The sequence below is a fragment of the Paenibacillus sp. FSL E2-0190 genome (genome assembly GCF_037992965.1).
In the GTDB taxonomy this organism is placed as follows: Bacteria; Bacillota; Bacilli; order Paenibacillales; family Paenibacillaceae; genus Paenibacillus_AQ; species Paenibacillus_AQ odorifer.
In genome coordinates this window covers 5,276,307-5,301,356 of record NZ_CP150306.1, presented here as the reverse complement: position 1 = coordinate 5,301,356, position 25,050 = coordinate 5,276,307, and the positions used below count along the sequence as shown (strand labels likewise).

Below are 25,050 nucleotides of genomic sequence, written 5' to 3'. Positions count from 1 at the left end.
AGGAAATGTTGTAGATGTTACTGTGCCCTATGACTATATGCCACGTGTTGTGTATTACTGCTATGTTTGATTTTCGTACAGCTTGCAGTAGATGATTTGTGGTAGCTGTGACGGTGGAATTTGTGCAGTGAACTTGTGTGGCGGGCTTGTGTGGTGAGCGATATGCGTTCTGTGTTTGTGCGAAGTAAAGAGTGGATTTTAAACTAATTAGGGAAAAACTCCCTGAAATTAGCCGATATTCGCTCTAAATGTACGAAATCAGGGAAAAACTCCCTAATAACAAGTCCGATGAACAGAAATCACTGAATTTCAGGGAGAAATTCCTTAATTACTATATAAGTACCTCACCGATTGCATCATTTTCAGCATTACTAGGTGCGCCTTTTGAATCATTTGGACATTAAGTAGTGTTAAGAACATAAACGAGGCTGTCCAAAAAGCCATGAAACGGCAACTTGGGACCAGCCTCGTTTTTTATGCAGATATACTGAGTACCGCCTCCCCCTTGTTGTTAATAGAAGTAAGGAAGAGAAGTGCAAAAGTTTAGGCAGAGAAAGTTGACATGAGGGGGTTGTTCTGTCATAATTCTTGTTAAATGAATAGCGCCTTTAATTCAGTCCTGTGAGGCTGGCAAGGTAACGTGAATCGAGGTTCGCGACTCTTAGAAAGGTATCCGTGTGTAAATACGGAACTGTCTTTTTATGCGCGCGGCCGTCATCTTCCTCATCTGCGGATTTCACTCCTTGCCTGTTATAGGCAAGGAGTTTTTTGATTTCCGGGAACTTGAATAGGCGAACAAGCTGGAGGGTGACAAGATTATGGTTACTGAGAAAAATGTCATTATGGATGAAACGGCGATCCGCCGGGCCTTATCGCGTATTGCTCATGAGATTTTGGAGAAGAACAAAGGTATCGAGAATTGTCTGCTGGTCGGCATTCGGACACGAGGTGTGTATCTGGCACAACGTATCGCTGAGCGCATCAAGGAGATTGAAGGCGTCGAGATTCCATACGGTGAGCTGGATATCACACATTACCGGGATGACCGTGAAGTGGAAGGCAGTGAAGCAGTAGTGAAGAGCAACGTCGTTATTACTTCAGGAAGTGCTGGCATTCATGATCAGAAAGTCATTTTGTTCGATGATGTACTTTACACCGGACGCACCATCCGCGCGGCGATGGACGCTTTGATGGATTGCGGACGCCCACGAATGATTCAACTGGCAGTACTGGCTGACCGCGGACACCGCGAGCTGCCGATCCGGCCGGACTACATCGGTAAGAATGTACCTACCTCAAAGCACGAGCAGATTGAAGTGGCGCTGAAGGAATACGACGGCAAAGATGAGGTCTACATTATTTCAAACCGGGAGGAACGATAACATCATGACACTTACCAAGGTAAAGGAACGTAGTCTGCTGGGAATCAAAGAGCTTGACCGGTCGGAAATTATCCAACTGCTTGACAGAACAGCATTTTGGGACAATCAAAGTGAAAAGCTAACGCCCATCTTGAACTCCCATTTTATTTCTAACATGTTTTTTGAGAACAGCACACGCACACGCTTCTCTTTCGAGATGGCAGAGAAACGACTAGGTGCGCAAGTACTTAATTTTACGGCTGCAGCTTCTAGTGTAGAAAAAGGGGAGTCGATCTACGATACAGTGCGCACACTGGAATCGATGGGGATCGATGCCGGAGTTGTGCGTTTGAAGCCTGCAGGTGTGCTGCAGCAGTTAGCTGAGAAGGTGTCCATACCGCTTATCAATGCGGGCGACGGCAACAATGAACATCCTACGCAGGCGCTGCTTGATTTATACACCATGACCAAAACCTTTGGGGAACTAAAGGGCCTGACAGTCTCCATCATTGGGGACATTATGCATAGCCGCGTAGCGCGCTCTAATCTCTGGGGGCTTACGAAAATGGGAGCCAAGGTGCAGTTCTGCGCACCGGATAATATGAAGGCTCCTGAGCTTATGGAGTATGCGCCTTACGTAACTATGGAAGAAGCTCTTAAAGCGGATGTAGTAATGATGCTTCGAGTACAGCTTGAGCGCCATACTTCCGGCATTAAGCTGTCTGCTGAAGATTACCGTAGCCACTATGGTCTAACAGAAGAGCGGGCAGCTAAGCTGGCCAAAGACACAATCATTATGCATCCAGCTCCGGTTAACCGGAATCTAGAGATTGATGATGCAGTAGTTGAGTGCAGTCAATCGCGGATTTTCCCGCAAATGTCTAATGGCGTACCGGTCCGGATGGCGGTTCTCGAAAGAGCTTTACTATAAGCTTACAGAATGCTAACGTATAGAGACTAATAAATATACACAAATATGAATTTTTATTATATAATAACGAGAGGGCCCGCAGCTGTGATCTGAGGGTAAAGGTAGAATCATGACAGTGATTATTAGAAACGCCAGCGTATTGAATAAGGAAGGCTTGCTTGAGCGCAAACACATCGAACTTCAGGAGGGTGTGATCTCGGCTATAATCGACGGAAATGAAGCTATCGGAGAAGCCACGGAGATCATTGATGCTGAAGGTAAGCTGCTCATTCCGGGACTCATTGATATGCATGTGCACTTGCGTGAACCGGGATTTGAACACAAGGAAACAGTGGAAACCGGAAGTCGCTCAGCTGCTAAAGGCGGATTTACAACCATTGCATGTATGCCAAATACTCGTCCGGTGACAGATAGCCCGGAGATCGTGCAATTTGTGAAAGACAAGGCGCGTGAAGCAGGACTAGTTAAAGTGCTTCCTTATGCAGCCATTACGAAAAATGAGCTCGGACGTGAGTTGACGGATTTTGCGGCGCTCAAAGAAGCTGGAGCTATTGGTTATACAGACGACGGTGTGGGCGTACAAAGTGCTCAAATGATGAAAGATGCAATGAACATCGCAGCATCGCTCGATATGCCAGTCATTGCCCACTGCGAAGATAATTCACTGGTTGAAGGCTGCTGTGTAGCTGAAGGTGAGTTCGCTAAGAAGCATGGCCTCAAAGGAATTCCGAATGAGTCAGAAGCGATCCATGTTGGACGCGATATTTTGCTGGCAGAAGCGACAGGCGTTCATTACCATGTATGCCATGTCAGTACTGAACAGTCGGTGCGGCTGATTCGCCAAGCAAAAGAGATCGGCATTAAAGTAACTGCTGAGGTATGTCCGCATCACTTGCTTCTTGCTGAAGACGATATTCCAGGCCTGGATGCCAATTGGAAAATGAACCCACCGCTGCGCTCCCGCCGCGATGTTGAAGCGTGTATCGAAGGGTTGCTTGATGGCACACTAGATATGATTGTTACAGATCATGCGCCACATAGTGAAGAAGAGAAGGCGAAGGGAATGCAGCTGGCACCTTTTGGTATCGTTGGATTCGAGACAGCTTTCCCACTCTTATACACAGCGTTTGTAGAAACCGGAAAATGGGATTTATCCTTACTAGTACAAAGAATGACTGCCGATCCTGCACGGGTATTCAGATTGAACACCGGGGTTATGGAGATCGGAGCTCCTGCAGATTTGACACTGATCGATCTGGAGCAGGAAAAAGAAGTAGATCCAAGTTCCTTCGCAAGCAAAGGACGTAACACTCCTTTTGGCGGCTGGAAGCTTAAGGGTTGGCCAGTAAAAACTTGGGTGGACGGCAAAGCCGTATGGACTGAGAAAAACTAGCGGACTGGTGAGGCGAAATTGCTGATCTTTACAGATCAGCAATTTGAGCGCGTACACTCCGGAAGGCATGCAAGGCATACGTATTAGACTACAGAACATGAAGGAGTGGAAGGGAATGCAGGCGAGATTGCTGCTTCAAGACGGAACTTTATTTACAGGTACCGCATTTGGCGCTGAAGGTGAAAAGACAGGCGAGGTTGTTTTTAACACAGGAATTACAGGATATCAAGAGGTGCTGTCTGACCCTTCATATTGCGGACAAATCGTTACCATGACGTACCCATTGATCGGGAACTACGGGATTACGCGGGATGATTTCGAATCTGTTCGACCTTTCGTACACGGTTTTGTAGTGCGTCGTCATGAAGAAGTTCCAAGTAACTGGCGCGCAGAATACAGTGTGGACGACCTGCTGAAAGAATATGATATTCCTGGAATCAGCGAGATTGATACCCGGATGTTGACGCGGATTATTCGCCACTACGGAACAATGAAGGCGATCCTGACTACCTCTAACAAACGTGTAGAGGAATTGATGGAAATGATGGGCGACACCTCAATTGAAGAATTGCGCAATCAGGTAGCTCGCACATCTACTCCAAGCATGTACAATAGCCCAGGAACTAAAGAACGCATCGTGCTTGTAGATTACGGTGCGAAGGCTGGTATCTTGCGCGAGTTAAACAATCGCGGTTGTGACGTTGTAGTTGTACCTCATGACGTAACCGCTGATGAGATTCGTCGCCTCAATCCAGATGGTATCCAGCTGTCCAACGGCCCTGGGGACCCGAAAGACGTCCCACACGCAGTGAAGACGATCTCGGAATTGCTTGGTGAATACCCAATCTTCGGCATCTGCTTAGGTCACCAGCTGTTTGCACTGGCTTGTGGCGCGGATACAGAGAAGCTGAAATTCGGGCACCGTGGCGGTAACCATCCGGTTAAAGAATTGGAGAGCGGACGTTGCTTCATTACTTCTCAGAACCATGGCTACACAGTGAATGAAGATTCTGTGAAGAGCACGGATCTAGAAGTTACTCACATTAATAATAATGATAAGACCGTTGAAGGACTTAAACATACCCGTTACCCTGCATTTTCAGTACAGTACCATCCAGAAGCAGCACCGGGACCTCATGACAGCAGCTATTTATTCGATCGTTTCTTACAGATGATCGCTGATCATAAAGCTAACACACCTGTAAGCTCGCGCCAGGCGCAGCTTGCGGCAAACGCCAGAATCACGGCGCCAAAACCTACAGTAAAACAGCTTGAAGCCGTGAAAGGAGCTCTATAACATGCCTAAGAATGAAAAGCTTAAAAAAATATTAGTAATTGGTTCTGGACCGATTGTTATCGGGCAAGCCGCAGAATTTGACTACGCCGGAACTCAGGCCTGTCAGGCCCTGAAAGAAGAAGGCGTTGAAGTTGTACTGATCAACAGTAACCCAGCGACTATCATGACTGACACCAATATGGCTGATAAAGTTTATATCGAACCGATTACCCTTGAATTCGTAACTGGCATCATCCGCCAGGAGCGCCCGGATGGCTTGTTGCCAACTTTGGGAGGACAGACAGGTCTTAATATGGCTGTAGAATTGGCTCGTGCAGGAGTACTAGAACAAGAGAATGTTAAGCTTCTAGGTACCCAGCTTGAATCCATTGAAAAAGCAGAGGATCGCGATTTGTTCCGCGATTTGATGCGCGAATTGGAACAGCCTGTACCAGAGAGCACTATTATTACCACAGTAGATGAAGCGATGAAATTCGCTGAGGAAATTGGTTTCCCACTGATTGTACGCCCAGCCTATACGCTTGGCGGCACCGGCGGCGGGATCTGCGACAACGAAGAAGAGCTGCTTGAGACTGTCAAAGCAGGTATTCGTTATAGTCCAATTGGACAATGTTTGGTGGAGAAAAGTATTGCCGGCATGAAGGAAGTTGAATACGAGGTTATGCGTGATGCGAATGACAACTGTATCGTTGTCTGCAACATGGAGAACTTCGACCCGGTAGGTGTGCATACGGGTGACAGTATCGTTGTGGCACCTAGCCAAACGTTATCCGATCGTGAATATCAGATGCTGCGCAGCGCTTCACTCAAAATCATTCGTGCGCTGAATATCGAGGGTGGCTGCAACGTGCAGTTCGCACTGGATCCGCAAAGCTATCAATATTATGTAATCGAAGTAAATCCACGTGTCAGCCGCTCTTCGGCTTTGGCTTCGAAAGCAACTGGTTATCCGATTGCCAAAATGGCTGCCAAAATCGCACTTGGTTACACACTCGATGAAATCGTCAATCCAGTTACTGGACAGACCTATGCTTGCTTCGAGCCTACACTTGACTATATCGTAAGCAAAATCCCACGCTGGCCGTTCGACAAGTTCATTCATGCGAACCGTAAGCTGGGCACACAAATGAAAGCAACTGGAGAAGTTATGGCCATCGGTCGTACCTTTGAAGAGTCCATTCATAAAGCAATTCGTTCCCTGGAAATTGGTGTACACCGTTTCCGTCTGCCGGGCGCTGAGGATCTGGAAGAAAGCGTCCTGCGTGAACGTCTGGCAAAACCTGATGATGAGCGGTTGTTCTTGATCGCTGAAGCTTTCCGCCGCGGATTTGGCTTGCAAGAGATTCAAGACATTACTAACGTAGACTGGTGGTTCCTGTCCAAAATCGAGGGACTGATCAACTTTGAAGAGGTCATCCGTGGGGATGAAAGCTTATCAGAAGAAACCTTGTATCAAGCTAAACGCAGAGGTTTTACAGACCGTGCGATTGCTGAGATACGTGCAGAAGGACAAGCGAACGGTAAATACACCAAAGAAGCTGATGTACGCGCGCTTCGTTTAGAGCGAGGATTAACGCCTGTATTCAAAATGGTAGATACCTGTGCAGCTGAGTTCGAAGCTTCTACACCTTACTACTACTCTACTTATGAGACTGAAAATGAGGTCATTCATTCCGATAAACAAAAGGTTATCGTGCTTGGATCGGGTCCAATCCGGATCGGCCAAGGGATTGAGTTCGATTACTCCACTGTGCATGCAGTATGGGCGATTCAGAAGGCAGGTTATGAAGCAGTTATTATCAATAATAACCCTGAGACTGTATCTACGGATTTTAATACTTCGGACCGGTTGTATTTCGAACCGTTATTCTTTGAAGATGTAATGAACGTAATTGCGCAAGAGAATCCGATTGGGGTTATCGTACAGTTCGGAGGCCAAACAGCCATTAACCTTGCTGCACCACTAAGTGCGGCTGGCGTTAAGATTCTCGGAACTAGCCTAGACAGTATTGACGAAGCTGAAGACCGGAAGAAATTCGAAGCTTTGTTGGCTCGTCTGGATATTGCCCAACCAAAAGGAAAGACGGTTATCAACGTAGATCAAGCAGTAGAAACTGCACAATCACTTGGATATCCGGTGCTGGTACGTCCTTCCTATGTACTTGGTGGACGCGCAATGGAAATTGTATATAATGATGCGGAATTGCTTAGCTACATGGTAGAAGCGGTTAAGGTGAATCCGGAGCATCCGGTATTGATTGACCGTTACATGTTAGGTAAAGAGGTTGAGGTAGACGCAATTTGTGACGGTGAGACGGTAGTTATTCCAGGGATCATGGAGCATGTTGAGCGTGCAGGTGTTCACTCCGGTGACTCCATCGCTGTATATCCTCCGCAATATCTAGATGAAGGTCTGAAAGCAAAAATTGCTGAGATCACAATCAAGATTGCTAAGGAATTGAAAACGATTGGTCTGGTCAACATCCAGTTCGTTATCTATCAGAATGAAGTGTACGTAATTGAAGTAAATCCACGTTCATCGCGTACGGTTCCATTCTTGAGTAAAGTAACTGGAATTCCAATGGCGCATCTGGCAACCAAAATCATTCTCGGCGGCAAGCTGAAAGATGACGGTTATACAGAAGGTCTATGGCCGGAAAGTGATTATGTATCGGTTAAAGTGCCGGTGTTCTCTTTTGCCAAGCTGCGTAGAGTAGAACCAACGCTCGGACCTGAAATGAAATCGACGGGTGAAGTTATGGGCCGCGATAAATTGTATGCAAAAGCTTTGTATAAAGGTCTAATCGGAGCAGGAATGAAAATTCCAGCAACCGGTGCTATCATCGTTACAGTGGCAGATAAAGATAAAGCAGAAGCTGTAGAGCTTATGAAAGGCTTCCACTCGCTGGGTTACAAGATCATTGCTACCGGAGGCACCGCTCAAGCGCTTGAAGAAGCAGGTCTCAACGTAATGAACGTAAACAAGCTGGATGAAGGTGCGCCGAACATTCTCGACTTGATTCGTGGTGGGCAAGCCAACTTCGTCTTTAATACACTGACTAAAGGGAAAACACCAGAGCGTGATGGATTCCGTATCCGTCGTGAAGCGGTTGAGAATGGCGTCGTATGTATGACATCACTCGATACAGTAACGGCACTGCTCAGAATGCTGCAGACGATCAACTTCTCGTCACAGTCCATGCCTGCTTTTGTCGGTCAATTAAACTAATCTCATAAAGATGTATAGGGCGGTTTGCGTTTACGCAGACCGTTCCGCTATGCCTAGGGGCTAATAAATGAAGAGTGTGGATTTAAGTCTGCACTGGATGGGAGAACGGTTATGGGACAGGGAGATGCAAAGTGGAATGAAATGGCGAATCGCTTGATGATCGCCTTGGATTACCCTGATGTTGCAGGGGCAAGAACCTTGATTGACAAGCTGGAAGGGATTCCTTGTTATATGAAAGTGGGAATGCAGCTTTTTTATGCAGCCGGACCGGAATTCATTAATGAACTGAAATCTCGGGGGTATTCTGTATTTGCAGATGTCAAAATGCATGATATTCCTAACACGGTAAAAGGCGGGGCAGAAAGCCTTACGAACCTCGGTGTGGATATGTTTAACGTACATGCCGCAGGAGGCTCAGCGATGATGGCTGCAGCCCGGGAAGGCGCTGCTTCAGTAGTTAATGCGAATGCTGCGCTTAAAATGCCTTTGATTATTGCAGTTACACAGCTGACCAGCACGAGCCAAGAAGTGATGAATAACGAAATTGGAATCGCAGGAGACGTAGCAGATACTGTAGTCAGATACGCTAAGCTGGCAGCCGCTGCAGGTCTGGATGGAGTGGTGGCTTCACCGCAAGAGTCTTCAGCGATCGCAGAGGCTTGTGGGCCCGCATTTTGTACAGTTACACCTGGTATCCGGCCAGCAGGTGCATCCCTAGGTGACCAGTCCCGGGTGATGACGCCGGGCAAAGCCATTCAGCAAGGCAGCCACTTTCTGGTGGTGGGCCGTCCTGTTACAACTGCGGCTGATCCACGTCAAGCAGCACTAAATATTATTGAGGAGATGACCCTAGCATGAGTACATTAAATAGAAGTGAACAAGTAGCAAGTTATCTGCTTACGATAGGAGCAGTGGCACTGCGTCCGCAGGAGCCTTTTACCTGGACCTCTGGTATTAAATCCCCGATCTATTGCGATAACCGTCTGACTATGGCTTACCCAGAGGTACGTAACTATATTGCTGATGCCTTCGCTGAGCTTATTAAAAGCCAGTATCCAGACGCAGAGGTGATCGCAGGTACAGCAACCGCAGGCATTCCTCACGCAGCTTGGGTAGCTGATAAACTTAATCTGCCAATGGCTTATATCCGCGATAAAGCTAAAGGTCACGGCAAGCAGAACCAGATCGAAGGACTGATTAAGCCGGGGCAAAAGGTAGTCGTTATCGAAGACCTGATCTCCACTGGCGGAAGCTCCATCAAAGCAGCTCAAGCTGTGCAAGAAGCAGGCGCAGAAGCGTTGGCTGTATTGGCAATCTTCAGCTACGAGCTGGACCGTGCGGTGGAGGCTTTTGCCGCAGCTGAAATGCCATTACAAAGCTTATCCAACTATAGCACATTGATTGATGTGGCTCTTACACAAGGCAAGATCGCAGCTACAGATGTGGAACTGCTGAAATCTTGGAGAAAAGATCCTTCCGCATTTGGCGTTTAAACTAAATATCTGATTATAGTTTGGACGGGCCTCTCACTTTTTGGTGGGAGGCTTTTCTTTTTAACTACATTGAGTGTAATAAAAAGGAAAGCGTAAAGCGCACTCAGCTGTGTAGTTGCATGAAGTATGCTGCTATTTATTGCAAAAAGATGCAATGATCCAGCCGCGGCAGGTGTAGATTCTGACACTCTGGATTCTGAAACTCTGCTGTTATGCGCTAACGCTCTATGCTCTGGCTCTGAACACTCTGATACTCTGCTGCTATGCGCTGTAGCTCTACGCTCTGAACGCTCTGACACCCGGGGATGCTATCGCAATGTCGTCTCAAACGCCGAATAGTTGCAGTTTGTGCACTTAAACTAATCTTCCTTAGAGGATCTGGCGATATAGTTGCACTTTGTGCAATTACATCCGCCAGAAATCCGCCGAAAGCACCTAATAACGTTTTTTAACTGCACATAGTGCAATTAAAAGGAGAAGCACAACACACTCCGCTTTAATAGTTGCACAAAGTGCAATTATCCTGTCGTAGAAGAGGCGATTTGTGCCGGTCACAGGAAAGGTGCAGGTTAGTTAGTAGGTTAGTTAGTAGGGAAGACGAATGCTGTATTGGTAAAAGGAAAAGTAGAGTGGAGAGTCGGGTTTTTGTGTTTGTATTTACATTCACTTACATTTACAATCAATTTCTGACACTTGGCTGACCTGCGCTCTGTCGTTCTGGTATATTGCGTTCTGTTGCTCTGGAATATTGCGTCTCTGACACTCGGGATTCTGAAACTCTGCTGCTATGCGCTATCGCTCTATGATCTGGCTCTGAACACTCTGATACTCTGAAACTCTGCTGTTATGCGCTGTCGCTCTACGCTCTGAACGCTCTGACACCCGGGGATGCTATCGCAATGTCGTCACACACGCCGAATAGTTGCAGTTTCTGCACTTAAACTAACCTTCCTTAGAGGATCTGGCGATATAGTTGCACTTTGTGCAATTAAATCAGCCAGAAATCCGCTGAAAGCACCTAATAACGTTTTTTAACTGCACATAGTGCAATTAAAAGGTGAAGCACAACACACTCAGCTGTAATAGTTGCACAAAGTGCAATTATCCTGTCGCAGAAGGGCATTTCAGTATCCTCAGGGAACTCGCGGAACATTTTTTATAGAAATAATATGAAGAAATCGTAGCATAACTTTAAACAGCCTGTAACTTCCCCTCCTGAATAAAGCTATATACTGTTACTAGAATTATGGGTAATTATTCATAAGGTGGATGGATTGAGTATTTTATGGGAGGGTTCAAGAATGAATCATATAAATAATAATAGAAGGCTATGGCGGCGCTGGTTAAGCTTTGGAATATGTGCAGCACTCCTATTGCCTTTAATTTCTGAAAGCAGGCACACAGCTTGGGCGGAGGCTTCTAAGTCATCTACAGAACAGCGCGTGTTACGTATTGGCAGCCTCTGGTCTGGAGAGGACGATTCTTCTTTTCGTCAGCAGTTTACAGATATGTATGAATTGCAGCATCCTGAAATCAAACTTGAGATTATTCCAGCCATCAATATGAATGAGCTTCGTTTTGACAGCACCTATCCAGAGGTTAACCCAGATAATCTGGAGAATATCCGAGCAATTATGGGCGGTGCAGAGCCAGTTGATGTAATCGTCGGTGATAGTACATTGGTGAAGAGTTTGGTGGAACATAATCTGGTGCAACCGCTGGAGCCGCTTATCGCACGAGATCAATATGATTTAAGCAATATGGCGCCTACGATGCTAAGTGGAGTTCGTGAGCTGGGTGGAGGAAGTCTTTACGCGTTAGCGCCGACTTTTATGTCGAGTGCGTTATATTTTAACAAAGGTATTTTTGATGCTGCTGGTGTAGGTTATCCGACAGATGGAATGACTTGGGATGAAGTGTTCGCGCTGGCCGAAAAGGTGACCAAGAAATCGACAAATAAAGATAAGCGTATATATGGCTTTTCGATGAACCGTTATATGAGCGATCCTTTCTGGGATATGCAGACCTATGTCTCACCGCTGGAGCTTGCTATGTATGACAACAAGGGACATAAGATGGAGGTAAACCAAACACAGTGGAGTCAAGCTTGGACGACCTACAGCCAATTGGTGAAAAAGCAAATTACACCTGGGTTAAACGGTATGGATTTTATAGAAACAGAACGGAGTACCTATAGTCCTGTCCAAGGGGATCTCTTCCTTACCGGAAAAGCTGCAATGGTAATTGGAGAATACGATTATCTTAATGAGCTTGCAGGTGTGAGCCGCAATGCAGCAAAAATTAAAAATTATAATCCTGTCGATTGGGGTTTCGTTACCGTACCTACTTTTAAGGAGAAACCAGGAGTGGCTGTAGGTACTTGGGTAGGTAATATGATGGCTATCAACACTATGGCTGCTAATAAGGAAGATGCGTGGGATTTGATCAAATTCGTCAACAGTAATGAAGTAGCTAAAATTAAAGCCCATACCCGCGGGGAACTAACTTCCCGTAAGGATTACATTACCACGAAAGTACCTTCAGTAAATCTGGAGTCCTTCTATACGCTCAAACCATTACCAGCCAATGATCCTTTGATGAACGTCCTACAAACACAGAAGCCTGGAATTAGCCGTGTTAATGATGTTGGGCGCCAACTGTTCACAGAAGTTTATCAGGGCAAGAGAACGGTCGAGAGTGCACTTAAAGCTTGGGAGAAGCAAGGGAATACGATGCTGGGTACGCTCGAAAAAGATCCCACATATTATTTTGACTCCATAGGGGATTGAGTTTTGGAATATGTAGCAGCCACCGGATTTCCGGTGGCTTATTTTGTGGAACTTGGGCATGATAAGTTCAGAGCAGCGTAAGATTAATTTGCGAAAAGGAGAAGAGGGCATCATGAATTGGATATACTTCGCGAAACTGTTCAGAACGAGATTTCAAGCAGGCTGTTTGGCAAAAAGACTGGAGCAAGATGGCTGGATTTATGGCTATCATGACCCAAGTTTTGTGGAGATTTATCGATCCCGCAAAGGAAGATATGGGGTTAGATTTTTGCCTTGAGAACTTTTACAAATTCATCCTTGACGTAGACCCATTTTGTACTGTATATTATTTATTGTCGCTGTTTGAATATTATTTCTGACGCGGGGTGGAGCAGCCCGGTAGCTCGTCGGGCTCATAACCCGAAGGTCGCAGGTTCAAATCCTGCCCCCGCAACCAATTTTATTACAACAGCAATTGTACATTCGGATATTTTTAGATCCGGGCCCTTAGCTCAGTTGGTTAGAGCGGTCGGCTCATAACCGATTGGTCGGGGGTTCGAGTCCCTCAGGGCCCACTTATCAAAAACCCTTACTTTGTAAGGGTTTTTTGCTGTCTGTAGGTTCCCTTGTAAGTAGAAGTGGATGAGTTGGAAAAGCGACAAAATAGAAAATGATCACATTTTGGTCACGGCGTTATTAGATCCTCTGGTTTTATCACAGATCATCTGGAAAACGGTAAAAAGTATGTATTCTGTGGAATTGCCCTACTCTTGTAGAGGAAAGGGGACAGTCATGACATATAGACTATTAAGTAGCAAGCACCATACGCCGTAGATTTTGATTGAATTAAAAGCATGTCCAATACGCTGAAATTGATAATTTCTTTGAACAGGTTAATGCTGAATTTTGATAAGAAGCAATAAAGGATGCCGCATGTTCGCTCGGCATCCTTTATTGAAGATGGAATACTAACTTAACAGCCTTTTAATTTATCATCAGAAGTTGATTAATAGCTTATTGATTATCCCCAAACCAGATGTTCTCAGTACCGGTCCGCGTGTCTGTCCATACGCTCACTAGACGGCCTGTTTGGGGGACGATGGCATTACCGATGTAGTCCCCAATTAGGGGGATGCCGGTGACGTCAAAGGAAGTTGTTGTTATCCGGGTGTTTGTATACGTCATACCGCCATCTCTAGATGTTGCTAGATAAACATCAAGGTTGAGGGGGTTGACTCGATTAGTGTAATAGGTAACGAATATTGCACCATCCGCAGGGGATACGGTGATGGCTGGGAAAAAGTTTTGGGAGCCCACCGGACTACCTGTAATGGATATTGGTGCCCCCCAATCCACACCAAAATTGGTGGAAGTGGCAAGAAAAATATCGGAATAACCTTCTCGAAAATCTTGCCATACAGCATAGACATTCCCTCGCGTCGTCGGTGCATTAGAAATATCTGCTGCGAGGGAAGGGTATGTCAGACATCTAAATGTATATCCCGGCAATGGATCTGGTGGGACTACAACGCTGGCGACCATGGTTTCAGGAGTAAAAATGACCCCACCGTCTGAGGATGTGCGAATTTTAAGATCAGTATTACCGGGAGGCTGATTGATCCATCCCACGATAACAATCCCATTTAATGTAATTGCTATACCGGGGAATTCTTCGAATTCTTCGACCGAAGACAGCAGGGAGGGACTGGAATAGGTACTACCGTTATCTAGGGAACGATTGAAGAATATCGTATTTCCCGGTATGAATTGTGTGTTGTAATCATGCGTATAACCAGTATATACATTTCCAAAAAAGGGACTTGATCCAGCTTTGTCGGTGACAACGACCACCTGATCATCATTTACAAACTGCCCAAACCCTTGATTCACGATGACTGGAGGTCCGAATGAAGAGGCATTGTCGGCAGATGTATAGGAAACGATCGACCCGCTGAGACCGTCTGAATCGAAGGCGTGGGCTAATACTACGAAAGTGGTCGGGAAAATATAATCAATATGTGGTGCTTCGATGCCTGCAAATCCTGTCGGTAACGGCAATAACGTTGTTGTCCAAGTGGCACCTGCGTCAATAGATTTGTATAAACCTATATTAGGAGGGCCTAATCGAAGATCTACAGCTACGGCAACCATAACTGAAGGATTAAGCCAATTTACCGCGATGGTGGGCTCAAACTGAACGCTTGCGCTCGGCGAAATTTGAATATTAGCCATGCTAAGCTCCTTTCGTCAGAGAGTTTTCGGTACTTATGGGTTCAGCTGAGCTATGAAAGTAAGTTCGGATTGCAGCACTCTTTGATGGGGAATGACGTTTCCTGACGAATCCGTTCCGAACACCGTGATAATCGTGTCTGCCGGTGCGTTTCCAGTTACGAGAAATTGGACTTCATAAGCTGAATTGCCTGCGATATTAAAACCGAGAAACTGGCTGGTGTTAGCATTAACATTTAATGAGTTGGAGTAGACTAAACCTTTACTAACCAAGGTATTCCATACGTAAACGTGATAGACTACGTTAGATGAAAAACTAAGGTTGTCATTATCGATATTAATGAGCACGTTGGATGCTGGGGTAGTCCCTGTGTTCGTAATGATGCCTGTTGTTGTTGCCATGAGCTTCACCTCTTTATTAGTTTGCTATATATATATGAATTGAGATTCATTGTGTTTGGACAAGGGAATCAGAAAAATCGCGGAAATGAATACTGAGAGGTCTAATTAGGTGGGGAAATACAAATAAAATTTCAGCATGATCTGAAGTAACTTGATTATAAGTTGAACAGCAATTGACGATTTTTACGACTTCTCTGCCACTGCTGATCTTGTAAGGCGCATGCAGGTAACTATTCGCTATCAGCAGGAGAATTTTAAGAATTTTAAATAGAAGGTCTGACATTTATTTTAAATAAATGTTATAATTATTAAATCAGTGTGTAGAGATATTGGTCTTTTTTATTGGGCCAAAAATATATGTCTCATGATACGTCTGCCATCTGAAATATATTCACGGAGATGACAAACATGCATGGAGACACAAGAATGCCCAGAAACGGAAAAGAAGGTATACTATTTTTACTCATTATTTCAATCATTTCAGTTAACACTATTGCCCCTATTATTGTGGGGTTGGAACGCGGCTTCAGTAAGGAAGTGTATATAGATACACTAAAGGTTATTCCATTTATGTGGATGATCGTAGTTTTATCCGTAAGATTAGTTGCAGGACCGATTGTTGGAAAAGTGATGCCGAAATTCATGGGACAAACCGATGGATTTAATGCAAGGATTCTGTTGAATACTTTATTGAATGTCACAGTGTTATCTATTTTACTATCAATTATCGGCACATGGGTTGGGACGAAACAAATAAGCCTGGATCCACTTAAAAACTTCCTTCACATCTGGCCGAGAAACTTTGGAATAGCATTTTGGATTGAACTGTTGGTTGCGCAGCCGATCGCAAGATTTGCGATGAAAACATTACACGCAAGACAGGATCGTAAAACAGAAAGTGTAAATGCGTAACTAGCTAGAGTGTAGTAGACTAATAAGAAATTCAAGGAGCGTCCATGGTGGGCGTTCCTTTTTTGCAGCAATCGGAAGTATCGAGAGAGACCCTGTGTTCCTTTGAAATTTGATTCCATAACAATTACGTGAACGATGCTTCTCCTGTCGGACACAGCTGACCCTTAAAGCGGTTTTTTTCCACATTTGCAATTCTAACGGACTCCATAGTCGCTATTGGCATAAAAAGTACCGCATGTGAGCCTCTTTCTAGGCATTAGCGTCCATGGAGTCCGAAACCATGCTCTTAAGGCTGAAAATCAGCAAATAGCGATATCTGGGTCCGATAGCTCGAGGTGGAGGAGGTTAGTTCGTTTATTCGTTAGCTCGTTAGTGCCGTGCTCCTCACAGATTTAGTTGCAGAAATTATAATGAGAAGCAGCTTTTAAAGGAACAATCAGTAGTCTCACCTCTACAACCAGCATATCTAGTATGCGAGTTCATAAACCATTCAGTAAAGCACAAAACGGCACTGCTCCAAACCATGAAATGGTTTTGAAGCAGCGCCGTTTTTGTTAACAGCCAGCTAAATTGTCCAATGGAGAGCAGGGTGACCGAAACGTTGTCCCTAATTTCTTCCGATTGCAGTCCCGATCGCAGTCCAACCGCAGTCTCGATCACAGTCCCGATCGCAGTCCCGATCGAGTCCCGATCGCAGTCCTGATCGCAGTCCCGATCACAGTCCCGATCGCAGTCCCGATCGCAGTCCCGATCGCAGTTCTGATTGCAGTCCCGATCGCAGTCCCGATCGCAGTCCCAACCGCTATCCCTGGGTTTCCACCAGCATTCCTAAAGTTTCATGCTGTTCCACAGCTGCTGGAATGCCCCGGATTCGACCTCGAAGAATACCGGTGCTTGACCGTAGCGAACAAGTCTTTGACCGAACAGCGTCAGCTCTACTCGGGCGTTGTCTTCCAGCTGCAAATAGATGATCTTGCGGTCTTCGCTGTCGTAGATGCCTTGCTCGATCAGCGGCTCTGCTGCCAGCGGTTTGGCAGCTTGGAGGGCTGTCAGGAAGCCATCAAGCGCCTCGCTATTGGCGATTGGCGCCTGCTGCTGGAGGCCGTTGTTCCAACTGTTGAAGCTTTCCCATTGAGCTGAAGTAACTCGGCCTTCAAGATTCAGCTTGCCGAACAGGTCGGCGCCGCTGTTTATGGTGATGCCGTTCGTGTGCTCATACAGTTCGGCGAATACCTCGCCGTTGATTTCCGAATAGGACATAATCAGAAAGCTGGAGTCATAGCCCTTCACGGAATAGAGATCCGTTTCGCCGATGTTCGAGGCTAACTCAATATATTCGTCGCTACCGCTCCATTCGTTGATGCCGCCTGTAGTGCGTCCCAACTTATCACCGCGCAGAGCAGCAGCATCGGCAGCGTCAATGCGAGTCGCTGACTGTGTATAAATATTATTTTTATACACGACCAAGGCGATCATATCTGCCTTCACGCCAGACTCCTTATCTGGCAGTTTCAGCTTGGGAATGACAATGCTGCCGGATGTAGCTGTGCCTGAATTGCCAGCATTACTTGCTTCCGGAGTTACCTGGGTAACCTGCCCCGGGGAGCTCTGACTGTTCAACTGCTGCCATATACTAGGCCCAGCCAGACCTATTCCTGCGGCGAGCACGACACTTGCCGCGATATAAACGGTTTTGCGCGGACGCTTCCGCTCCTGCCGCTGCTCTATTTTATTGAACAATTCTTTTTTCATCTCTTCACCTGGTTTCATCGAATCCACCGCTTTCTTATATGTTGTTCGAAACTGATCTTCCTTCACTGTGGTTCCGCTCCTTCCAGCTCCAGTTTTAACAGTTGCCGTCCCCGCTGAAGTCTCATCTTCACGGCAGACTGACTAATCTGCAGAATCTTGCTGATCTCCTGGATGGGATAGTCCTCGTAATAATAAAGATGGATTACGGTTTTATACTTCATAGGCATCGCCATAACTAACTGCAGCAGAGCCCAATCCTCGGGGCTGTCTGCCGCAATTGGCTCAGCGCTCTCCAGCTTAACCTCGCGCTTGCGCCAGCCTCTGCCCAGTAGTGTTTTACAATGGTTGGTGATTACCCGGATCAGCCATGCCTTCTGATGTTCGGCATCTTTGAACTCCGGCGCTTTTTCTATTAGCTTGATGAAGGTATCCTGAGTGGCTTCTTCGGCATCTTGCCGGTTGCCTAGATGGACCAAAGCGATCCGGAACAGCATATCTGCGTAGATTTCGTAACTCTTCATCACATGATTTCCCGGCCGGGTCATGGATCGCTGCATGATACTGTGCCCCCCTTTACCTATAACACCATTTAGGACGGCATTAGGTCACATTTTGTTCCTGAGAAAATTCCTTTGTGTTTGAGCGTAAAGAATACCTATTCATAAATTATCTCCAGAGGCTTACGGACTCAGAAGTCGTTATTTGCATATTTATAGGCTTTTGAGCAGGTTCGCGGACTCCAGTGACGCTATTCCTTAAAAAGGAGGTCTTATATGATGTTTTTCATGCCAATAAAGGCTATGGGGTCCGCTACACTTTGAAATGGAGTGTTATACCGCGCATAAGATCAACTGTGTCCGATAGCTGCTAAGAACCACGCCAATGTTATCTGTAGTCAGTGGACCTAATGTATAAAAAGGGGCTTCGTTACAAGTTTCAAGTTGCTTATCCATACTCTCTTTAGTCAAGTGCATCGGCGCATGTCCTGGACCCTCTACCATCACCTGTCTACGCAAATGATGTTTACCTATTTAGAGCAGGGAAGATCAAAAAAACACGTTTGCCCAAGCAGCCAAGTGCTGACTGCTGGACAAACGCGTCTTTTTTATAGGGCAACTCCTTCACGGGAGATTCTCCTCGATATGTTTATATGTATAGCTAGGATCATTACCTTTAACAGGAGCCCTGCTGTATTGAAAGATCCTTCCGTTTTCTTTTCGATAAAAGTATCTTGCGTAGGGTTCGTCTGCAAAAATCACCGTGGTACTTACGAGGGGAGCTTTGGCAATCTGGGTGTATACTTTATCAAAATCTTCTTTCTTATAATTTCTCGTCTCTACTAGATAATGAATGACTTCTCTGTTCATATGATTTTGGAAGGAGTGAAGGGCTAAGGATGTTATCCCATAGATTAAAAGGATTAGAACGATGAAGATTAGTTTTGTTTTTTTCTTCATTAATTCCCTCCATATAAATAATTTGTATATAGTATAAGATAATATACTGAGACTGGTATGTCATTCATAGATATATGACGCAGGAGAAGAGAAAATACTGGAGCTGGAGCAGCAAATTAAGATGCTGGAGGACCAGGTAAGTCCAAGGCTGCCGGGGTGGAAATCTTATGGTTTTTAATATGGGGTTTTGTCGGTATATTCATTATTCTAGTTCTTATTGGTGATACAGTTTGTATTTGCATAACAGATTATACAAAAAGGCAGCAAATAACAATAGTAATCCAGGCATAAGCGAACGAAGAATTGCCGGGACATACTATATTTGCTGCCTTTTAACTTATGAAGAATAATGATTCTCTTTTAGTCCTCTTTGGGTTCTTGCAATAAAATGGAGAAGGTCCCCGTTTCGTGATCCACCTCAATCGTCTCAATGCCCACGAAATCCGGGATTTCGGGGTGTACTGCATCTACATTATAATCCGGATGAGTCAGTAATAATTCAATTACTTTAATGGCTTCCATGTCGTTCCCCCTCACGAGAAATTCCACCATAAATGAATATGCAGAGCACTATTGCAACTAAGCTTATTATCTCCGTGATCCGTTGCGAATATGTGTCAGTCGTTCTTCGTTTCTTCCCATCACGGCCAATAATTGCCCTTGGAACACACGTCTTTGGATCTGATCAATCCGCTGTAAGGCCAGCTCGGCAGGAACTTGAAATTCTGCTGCGAGATAGGAGATGGCATCCTCTCGTTGCTCAGGCAATGTCATGCGGGAGATCATGGAGTAAGGCATCGCCGCATACAAGATAAACCGCTCGGATTCATCCTCCTGTGCCCGCGTGAAATGCTCTGGCATCAAGGTCTGATTATCACTGCCATGGCGAAGGAGGTGACACAGTTCATGAAGAAACTCTAGCCGTTGAAGATTGGCTGGAAGGCGGTTGTCGATAAACAGGCTGTACATCCCTGCAGACGCTTCAATGCTCTTGCTTCTCACATCCAAATAATGAACCCAGATATTAAGCCGCTCTGCAATATACGATATTGAAATTTGTGAAGGCTGATGAAGATTTAATCGCTTGTATAAATCCTCCGTCCATTTCTCAAGCACAGTCATTTGATAATATGATTTCATGTTCTCCAACTTATTCACCTCGTTTAAAATCACTAATAAATCACTAATGGGATCGTATGTTCGCATAAATGCGCAAAAGAAAAGCCCGAAGGGCTATGTAGAGTAAAAAAAGTCTAAGGATACACAGGAACATTCGTTCTCATGTATCCTTAGCATAAAGCAATTACACACTAATATCAAGTGTTTTTCCCAAATTAGGAGCAACGCTTTTGCCCAGCATTTCCACCATGGTTTGGCTCTGGGTTTCAGCCTGATTCTTGGCAATATTCATGACCTGTATCCCAACATTTTGAGCTAAGGATGCTTGGCTCATTGCCATTGATAATGCAGCTATATCCATATTGCACCTCCTTTGTGTATATCCTGTTTATCGACTGTCCACCTTCAATTCATTAGGTGATTGGCATTTGTTTGCCAATTCGCCCAAACGGCTTATCTCCTTTTTACATATCTTGTGCTGTAGTCATTAATCATTAGGAGGAATTGAAAATGGGAATGGAACATGGTTGTGGTTGTAACGTAGGTCCGGTAGTAAGTCCAGCATCAGTAGGTCCGGTGTGTAGTCCTTGGACTTCAACAGGAGCAATTCTGGTACTTTTCATCTTGCTGGTTATCATCACTAAAGCTTGCTTATTCTAAGTTAGCTGATGTGCAGTGTAGCCCCATCTGGCGAATGCCAGGTGGGGCTATTCTATTGCCTGGGGCTGGTCAGACAGACCGTTATTTAAACATAAATTCTACCCGGGTTCCGTCTGCATAATCCTCCAGCTGATTGCCAACCCAGCTTCCTGCCCCGCGGTTATCGCTTGGCGTTATGTATTCAATGTCGGCACCAACGCCGCCTTCCTTACACATAGCCATTGGCCATTCATCCCGGTCATATCCCTTTTTAGTGGGGATCCCTTTTAAGGACTCTTTACGGTTCTCTTCAGCCTGCTCTCGGTTAATCGTACATGTGGCGGATTCACCTTTCGCAATGGCATCCTGAATATGTTTGGCGGTCTCAGGATAGCGGTCTGATGGGAAGGTTAGCTGAACAACACTCGAATCGGATGGAGACGAGGGGTCTGTAGGCTCTCCGTTTTGTTCAAACCAGTAACTAGCCAAAGCAAGTAATGCAACAATGATGAGACTGGAGATCCATTTTTTTACTTTCAATTCTGCTCCTCCTTTTTTGGCACTTAAAATAGTATATCTTATATCATAATTCAGTGCGATTTAATATAATTAGGTAAAATAAAGGAGGGCGGAACTGGATATGGAGTACATAATTACCATTGAGGATCAGACGCTTATTACGGCTGCCGAAGATATAATTACCAGGCGTTATGAATGGGGACGGCACCATGTGGGTGCAGCGCTTCGTACTAAAACAGGAGAGATTTTTACAGCGGTACATGTGGAAGCCAGCATGGGGAGGATTACAGTCTGTGCAGAGGCGATGGTGATTGGCAAAGCGATATCCGAAGGTTATAAGGAATTTGATACGATTGTTGCGGTAAGGCATTCTGACCCAGACAGCGAGGAAAAAGAGATTAAAGTAGTCTCTCCCTGCGGCATGTGCCGAGAGTTAATTGCGGATTATGGAATAGACTGCAAGATAATTGTATCGGAGGATGACCGATTAGCTAAATATGAAATCACTGAACTATTGCCTTTAAGGTACACGAGATAAGAATAAAAGTAATGAGGAGCCGCGGAGCTCCTTTTTTTGTTGAGCCGTGAATTTATTCAGCAGTTCCTTATATCGTCCCAACTTATTTTACAACTTCATGTCCATTCGCTGAGTTCATGTCATTATTGTCCCCATACTATAACTTAAAAAGATTTAAAAGGATGGTGAGAATAGATGGAGCAGCGGATTATTCGTCAGATGGTTGATTCAGCATCAAGGTTCGTGGGCGATGTGCAATGGCAGATGGCTTTTCGCAGATTACAAATGGCTCCGGCGGATTCGGGGCTGTCGTCCTCGGCTCAGCTATTGCTGAATACCCTCTATTACTTGCAGGGAAAGGGTGTGATAAGCGGCCAACATGATTATTTGGAAAGTGCAGACGAGCTCATGGAGAAGCTTAAAAATACCAGCGGGCAATATGCTGCGCTGCATGGCTACGAGCTGGGCGCAATCAATAATCAGTCACAGGCTCTAATTGACAATCAACGGAATTGGGTCGTCAGCAGTGCGATACGCTGGTCTAGGGCCGGCGGGATCGTAACGATGTGTTATCACGCTGCATTACCGGGGACAGCGCCAACTTGGGGGAATGTAAATACGAGCCTAAGCAATGCTGATTTTGATAAATATATAACCCCAGGTACCACCCAGTATAATGCTCTGTTAGCTGATCTGGATAAGATAGCCTTGTCGCTGAAAAAGCTTAATGACGCAGGGGTTCCTGTACTTTGGCGGCCGTATCATGAAATGAATGGTGGATGGTTTTGGTGGGGGCAAAAGAGCAATTACGCTGCATTGTGGAGCCTTATGTTCGATCGTTTTACCAATTATCATAAGCTGCATAATTTATTGTGGGTTTGGAGTCCAAATGCAAAAAATCAGTGGTGTGATGAGCCGGCAGAGTACTATCCGGGCAGTGATAAGGTAGATGTGCTGGCGCTCGACATTTATGACGCGGATTTCAAGATTAGTCATTATGATAATTTATGGGATCTGGGTCGTGGCAAGCTGATTGCGATTGGTGAGAATGGAGAGCTTCCGTCTGCTGAACTGTTGTCCAAAACACAGCCCAAATGGTCTTATCAGCTGACCTGGGGGAAACTCCTCTATGAGAAGAATACCGATGCTGTGATAAAAGCTTTTATGAACGATAAAATGGTATTCACACGAGAGGAGTATGCTGCTGAGGCCGCCGCTTTCGCTGCTATCGGGGATAGTGTGCTGGAGAGTGGACTATGTGGCCAATATTACAATAACATGACGCTCAGCGGCACGCCTGCACTGTTGCGAACGGATGCCAATATTAACTTTTCATGGAGACAAGGTTCGCCTGATCCTGCCATTCGTGTAGATGCATTCTCTGTGCGGTGGAGTGGGAAGCTGACGGCTGCTTTTAGCGAGGTGTATACCATTTATTCCTACTCTGATGATGGGATACGGGTATGGATTGATGGCGGGCTAGTCATTGATAGTTGGGTGAATCAGAGCGGCCAGGAACGAAAAGGGAGCATAAACCTGATTGCAGGTAAGCCGTATGAAATAAAGGTGGAGTATTATGAGAATGCGGGCGACGCCCGGGTTGTTTTGCAGTGGGAGAGTCCGAGCCAGATCAAGGGGGTTATCCCAGCGGGGGCATTTTATCTTCCTTAAAAAAGAGTACTTCAAGTGTGCAAGCGCAAGCAAAAAGCCCCGGTTTTCCGGGGCCTTTTTACGTATGAACGTCTTAAATTTGCTCGCGGTAGCTAATGTTGTTGGCGATCTTCTCGTCACGAACGGCTTTGCGCAGAACATCTTTGACGGTTTGGGCATCATGGATTTTTCGGAAAAGAAGCTGAGGCGCTGAGGCATCATCAGAAAATACAGTTAATGATCCAATGCCAAGCATCCGGTCCATGATAGACTGTTTTACGGATAAATCGCGTACGCGCAGCAATTCGATTTCTTCAACATTTTTACCGATAAGTCCGGTCTTTACCATAATACGCTGACTTGTAATGGTATATGAAGTTGTGTTAAGTCCTACGATTCCTTTGAGTCGATCCGAGATGCCGGCAGGTTTGCCTTTCCAGAGCACGACTTCTTGGATGACATGATTATCTACTGCGGGTCGATGAGCGGTTACTGGAGCAGTGCCGTCAAGGCTGGTTCCACATTCTCCACAAAATTTAGCGCCCTGCTTGTATTCCGCTCCACAGGTGGTGCAATAAGGCATAAATACTCTCCTTTCCTGATCACAATTAAAATAATTATAACATAACAGTCATTTTACATATATTTCATTTGCGCTTTACACAAACCGACATTATCCTGTTAAGTGGAGGGATAAATAATGAAAAAAGCTTTACTAATAGGAATGCTGATGATGACTGTCATCCTTAGCGCCTGCAGCAATAATTCAACTTCATCGGCACCTGCCACGGAGGAAGAAGTGCAGGAGACCGTGCAAAACTTCTACAATGAAATGTCTAAACTTGAAGAGTCAGGAAAAACTTCTTTAGCGGAGTTCAACGAAGCCATTGCGGGTTATTCAGCAGGAGAACTCACGGACAAGCAGTTGGAGAAGAAAATTAAGCAATTCCAGAGTACCGCAACTGATTTATCGAATCAAGCCGAGAAAGTAAAAATTTCCTCCAGCTTGCCTGAAGACATTCGTAAGTTGCTCGAAGAGTCTAAAGTTGCCTTTGAAAGTGCTTATTCTTTAAAAGAAGAGGCCTCTCAAGGTGCTGATTCCGCAAACGTTACGGCTGAGCAATTTAATGAATTGAATCAGAACGCTGATGTAGCGATGTTATTCGGTATTTCCAAGCTTAACGAGGCAAGAGAAGCAACAGGACTTATAGACTCCGAAGGTCAGGCTACCTCAGAGTCTGGGGACGTTGTTCAAGAATAAATCAAATCAGGCGCTGCGCAGTTTATCTGTCAGCGTCTTTTTGCTGCGAATTTTAGCTTGAATAGATATACATTATTATACATCTTCTAGATAAAATAGAGCCTCCGAAAAAGGTATCTTT

Annotated in this window: 24 protein-coding genes, 2 tRNA genes and 1 pseudogene; 16 read left to right on the top strand and 11 right to left on the bottom strand. The window is 45.4% G+C overall.

Annotated elements, in window-relative coordinates:
* Positions 1-818 precede the first annotated feature (818 nt).
* The 11 genes from pyrR to NST25_RS23310 all read left to right on the top strand — a co-directional run bounded on the left by pyrR (position 819) and on the right by NST25_RS23310 (position 13,047).
* On the top strand, positions 819-1,382 hold the full coding sequence (pyrR, locus tag NST25_RS23360) for a bifunctional pyr operon transcriptional regulator/uracil phosphoribosyltransferase PyrR (RefSeq protein ID WP_036683379.1): 564 nt from the start codon (positions 819-821) through the stop codon (positions 1,380-1,382).
* A gap of 4 nt (positions 1,383-1,386) precedes the next feature.
* A complete protein-coding gene (locus tag NST25_RS23355; RefSeq protein ID WP_036683376.1) occupies positions 1,387-2,292 on the top strand; it encodes an aspartate carbamoyltransferase catalytic subunit in 906 nt (301 codons plus the stop codon).
* A gap of 109 nt (positions 2,293-2,401) precedes the next feature.
* The gene (locus tag NST25_RS23350) at positions 2,402-3,685 is read left to right on the top strand and encodes a dihydroorotase (protein ID WP_076128828.1); all 1,284 of its coding nucleotides are present in this window, start codon (positions 2,402-2,404) and stop codon (positions 3,683-3,685) included.
* 115 nt (positions 3,686-3,800) lie between these two features.
* Positions 3,801-4,982 carry a glutamine-hydrolyzing carbamoyl-phosphate synthase small subunit gene (gene carA / locus NST25_RS23345; protein ID WP_051491286.1) on the top strand — a complete coding sequence of 394 codons (1,182 nt, stop codon included), beginning with the start codon at positions 3,801-3,803 and terminating at the stop codon, positions 4,980-4,982.
* Between the two features lies 1 nt (position 4,983).
* A complete protein-coding gene (gene carB / locus NST25_RS23340; RefSeq protein WP_076185242.1) occupies positions 4,984-8,211 on the top strand; it encodes a carbamoyl-phosphate synthase large subunit in 3,228 nt (1,075 codons plus the stop codon).
* A gap of 111 nt (positions 8,212-8,322) precedes the next feature.
* Positions 8,323-9,069: an orotidine-5'-phosphate decarboxylase gene (gene pyrF, locus NST25_RS23335; protein ID WP_076146022.1), complete on the top strand. Its 747-nt coding sequence runs from the start codon at positions 8,323-8,325 to the stop codon at positions 9,067-9,069.
* Positions 9,066-9,704 carry an orotate phosphoribosyltransferase gene (gene pyrE / locus NST25_RS23330; protein ID WP_076279282.1) on the top strand — a complete coding sequence of 213 codons (639 nt, stop codon included), beginning with the start codon at positions 9,066-9,068 and terminating at the stop codon, positions 9,702-9,704. The genes pyrF and pyrE overlap by 4 nt, the downstream gene beginning before the upstream one ends.
* Before the next feature lie 1,301 nt (positions 9,705-11,005).
* A complete protein-coding gene (locus tag NST25_RS23325; protein ID WP_340392587.1) occupies positions 11,006-12,493 on the top strand; it encodes an extracellular solute-binding protein in 1,488 nt (495 codons plus the stop codon).
* A 112-nt stretch (positions 12,494-12,605) separates the two neighbouring features.
* Entirely contained in the window at positions 12,606-12,770 is a 165-nt protein-coding gene (locus NST25_RS23320) for a hypothetical protein (RefSeq protein WP_167347621.1), read from the top strand.
* Positions 12,771-12,852: 82 nt separating this feature from the next.
* Positions 12,853-12,929 (top strand) — tRNA-Met (locus NST25_RS23315).
* A 44-nt stretch (positions 12,930-12,973) separates the two neighbouring features.
* Positions 12,974-13,047 (top strand) — tRNA-Ile (locus tag NST25_RS23310).
* A gap of 439 nt (positions 13,048-13,486) precedes the next feature.
* Here the strand turns inward: NST25_RS23310 and NST25_RS23305 are convergent.
* Positions 13,487-14,704, bottom strand: a complete 1,218-nt coding sequence (locus tag NST25_RS23305; RefSeq protein ID WP_076128840.1) for a sialidase family protein — start codon at positions 14,702-14,704, stop codon at positions 13,487-13,489.
* Positions 14,705-14,737: 33 nt separating this feature from the next.
* A complete protein-coding gene (locus NST25_RS23300; RefSeq protein WP_076128842.1) occupies positions 14,738-15,103 on the bottom strand; it encodes a hypothetical protein in 366 nt (121 codons plus the stop codon).
* 408 nt (positions 15,104-15,511) lie between these two features.
* Between NST25_RS23300 and NST25_RS23295 the strand changes: the two genes are divergently transcribed.
* Positions 15,512-16,015, top strand: coding sequence for a hypothetical protein (locus NST25_RS23295; protein WP_340392585.1), 504 nt, complete (start codon positions 15,512-15,514; stop codon positions 16,013-16,015).
* An 828-nt stretch (positions 16,016-16,843) separates the two neighbouring features.
* On the opposite strand, the gene NST25_RS23290 is transcribed toward NST25_RS23295, so the two are convergent.
* The 7 genes and pseudogenes from NST25_RS23290 to NST25_RS23260 all read right to left on the bottom strand — a co-directional run bounded on the left by NST25_RS23290 (position 16,844) and on the right by NST25_RS23260 (position 20,704).
* Complete coding sequence (locus NST25_RS23290) at positions 16,844-17,833, bottom strand: hypothetical protein (protein WP_340392584.1); 990 nt, start codon at positions 17,831-17,833, stop codon at positions 16,844-16,846.
* On the bottom strand, positions 17,830-18,324 hold the full coding sequence (locus tag NST25_RS23285) for a sigma-70 family RNA polymerase sigma factor (protein ID WP_076136658.1): 495 nt from the start codon (positions 18,322-18,324) through the stop codon (positions 17,830-17,832). Before NST25_RS23285 ends, NST25_RS23290 begins: the two co-directional genes overlap by 4 nt.
* Before the next feature lie 330 nt (positions 18,325-18,654).
* Positions 18,655-18,774 (bottom strand): annotated as a pseudogene (locus NST25_RS23280) (phosphomethylpyrimidine synthase ThiC); the annotation flags it as partial.
* A 114-nt stretch (positions 18,775-18,888) separates the two neighbouring features.
* On the bottom strand, positions 18,889-19,224 hold the full coding sequence (locus NST25_RS23275; protein ID WP_076279280.1) for a DUF3139 domain-containing protein: 336 nt from the start codon (positions 19,222-19,224) through the stop codon (positions 18,889-18,891).
* Positions 19,225-19,584: 360 nt separating this feature from the next.
* A complete protein-coding gene (locus NST25_RS23270) occupies positions 19,585-19,746 on the bottom strand; it encodes a hypothetical protein (protein WP_155288176.1) in 162 nt (53 codons plus the stop codon).
* A gap of 66 nt (positions 19,747-19,812) precedes the next feature.
* Positions 19,813-20,364, bottom strand: a complete 552-nt coding sequence (locus tag NST25_RS23265; RefSeq protein WP_036683410.1) for an ImmA/IrrE family metallo-endopeptidase — start codon at positions 20,362-20,364, stop codon at positions 19,813-19,815.
* Positions 20,365-20,527: 163 nt separating this feature from the next.
* Positions 20,528-20,704, bottom strand: coding sequence for a YjfB family protein (locus NST25_RS23260; RefSeq protein WP_076098563.1), 177 nt, complete (start codon positions 20,702-20,704; stop codon positions 20,528-20,530).
* 149 nt (positions 20,705-20,853) lie between these two features.
* Between NST25_RS23260 and NST25_RS23255 the strand changes: the two genes are divergently transcribed.
* Positions 20,854-21,003, top strand: a complete 150-nt coding sequence (locus NST25_RS23255) for a hypothetical protein (protein WP_155288175.1) — start codon at positions 20,854-20,856, stop codon at positions 21,001-21,003.
* Positions 21,004-21,084: 81 nt separating this feature from the next.
* On the opposite strand, the gene NST25_RS23250 is transcribed toward NST25_RS23255, so the two are convergent.
* Positions 21,085-21,522 carry a NucA/NucB deoxyribonuclease domain-containing protein gene (locus NST25_RS23250; protein ID WP_076128851.1) on the bottom strand — a complete coding sequence of 146 codons (438 nt, stop codon included), beginning with the start codon at positions 21,520-21,522 and terminating at the stop codon, positions 21,085-21,087.
* 100 nt (positions 21,523-21,622) lie between these two features.
* Here NST25_RS23250 and NST25_RS23245 point away from each other — a divergent pair, with 100 nt between their 5' ends.
* Positions 21,623-22,039: a cytidine deaminase gene (locus tag NST25_RS23245; RefSeq protein ID WP_038572821.1), complete on the top strand. Its 417-nt coding sequence runs from the start codon at positions 21,623-21,625 to the stop codon at positions 22,037-22,039.
* Between the two features lie 174 nt (positions 22,040-22,213).
* The gene (locus NST25_RS23240) at positions 22,214-23,689 is read left to right on the top strand and encodes a glycosyl hydrolase (protein WP_076279279.1); all 1,476 of its coding nucleotides are present in this window, start codon (positions 22,214-22,216) and stop codon (positions 23,687-23,689) included.
* A gap of 73 nt (positions 23,690-23,762) precedes the next feature.
* On the opposite strand, the gene NST25_RS23235 is transcribed toward NST25_RS23240, so the two are convergent.
* Positions 23,763-24,251 (bottom strand): PH domain-containing protein, encoded by a 489-nt coding sequence (locus NST25_RS23235; RefSeq protein ID WP_076128858.1) that lies wholly within the window; start codon positions 24,249-24,251, stop codon positions 23,763-23,765.
* A 117-nt stretch (positions 24,252-24,368) separates the two neighbouring features.
* On the opposite strand from NST25_RS23235, the gene NST25_RS23230 reads away from it, so the two are divergent.
* A complete protein-coding gene (locus NST25_RS23230) occupies positions 24,369-24,929 on the top strand; it encodes a hypothetical protein (RefSeq protein WP_076128860.1) in 561 nt (186 codons plus the stop codon).
* The last annotated feature ends 121 nt before the right edge of the window (positions 24,930-25,050 follow it).